The 1,138-nt window shown below is 62.1% G+C and carries 2 pseudogenes; both read right to left on the reverse strand.

Annotated features, from left to right (window positions below):
- Nucleotides 1–841: pseudogene (locus AC24GY_RS29435) on the reverse strand (IS3 family transposase); the annotation flags it as partial.
- 62 nt (nt 842–903) lie between these two features.
- A pseudogene (locus tag AC24GY_RS29440) lies at nt 904–1,048 on the reverse strand (transposase); the annotation flags it as partial.
- Nucleotides 1,049–1,138 lie beyond the last annotated feature (90 nt).

The following is a 1,138-nucleotide window of genomic DNA, read 5'->3' on the forward strand; positions in this document are numbered from 1 at the left end:
ATCCAGCGCTCCACGCCGCACTCCAGCGCAGCCACCGTGGCGTGCTCACGAAGATAGATCTCCTCGTATTTGATGCTCCGCCACAGCCGCTCGATGAACACGTTGTCCATCCACCGGCCGCGCCCGTCCATGCTGATCCGCACGCCCCATCCCTTGAGCGTGCCGGTCCATTCCTCGCTGGTAAACTGGCTGCCCTGATCCGTGTTGAAGATCTCCGGCACGCAGCCTGCAAACGCCTTCGCCCGATCCAGCGCCAGCAGGCACAGCGACACGTCCATCGTGTTGCTCACCGCCCAGCCCAGCACGCAGCGCGTGTGCCAGTCCATCACCGCGCAGAGGTAGGCGCTGCCGCGCGGCATGGGCACATAGGTGATGTCGGTGCACCACACCTGGTCGGCCCGCGTGATGGCCAGATCACGCAGCAGGTAGGGATGGATGCGACTGGCCTTGTCCAGGATGCTGGTGCGCGGCTTGCAGTAAATGGCCTCGATGCCCATCTCGCGTCGCAGGCGCTGGAGGCGCTTGCGATTGACCGCCAGCCCATGATCGCGCTCCAGCACCGTCACCAGCCGGCGTGATCCCAGGCAGGGGTCGCGCAGGCAGATCTCATCGAGCAGGCGTTTGATCCGCACGTTCTCTTTGGTCTCCGCCACCGGCACATAGTCCAGGCTGGAGCGTGACACGCCCAGCAGTTCACATTGGGTTCTCATGCTCAGCTTCGGGTGTTGAGGTTCGATGAGTCCGGCAGTCCGCTCCACACTCCGAGCTGCTTGGATTTTTTTACCACAAAGTCCAGCTTCACGGTGAGTTCGCCGATCTTGGAGTGCAGGTCGGTGCGCTCCGCGCTGAAGTCCTCCTGCTCCTGCTGCCTGCCGGTTTCAAACACGCTGCCTGCCTGCGTGCTGAGCTTCTTTTTCCAGTCGCTGACCTGCACGGGATGCACGTCGAACTCCTTGGCGATTTGCTGGACTGTCTTGACGCCCTTGAGGGCCTCCAATGCCACCCGGGCTTTGAACTGGGCGTCGTGTCTTTTGCGTTTGGCTTTCATTTCGTTGGGTCGTGTCTTGGGTTGCCCCCAAGCCTCGGCCACCATAGTCGCATAACTTCACTACTGGCCCGAATTTCGGGGTCCACCTCA

It is taken from the genome of Prosthecobacter sp. Pr1 (assembly GCF_057652315.1).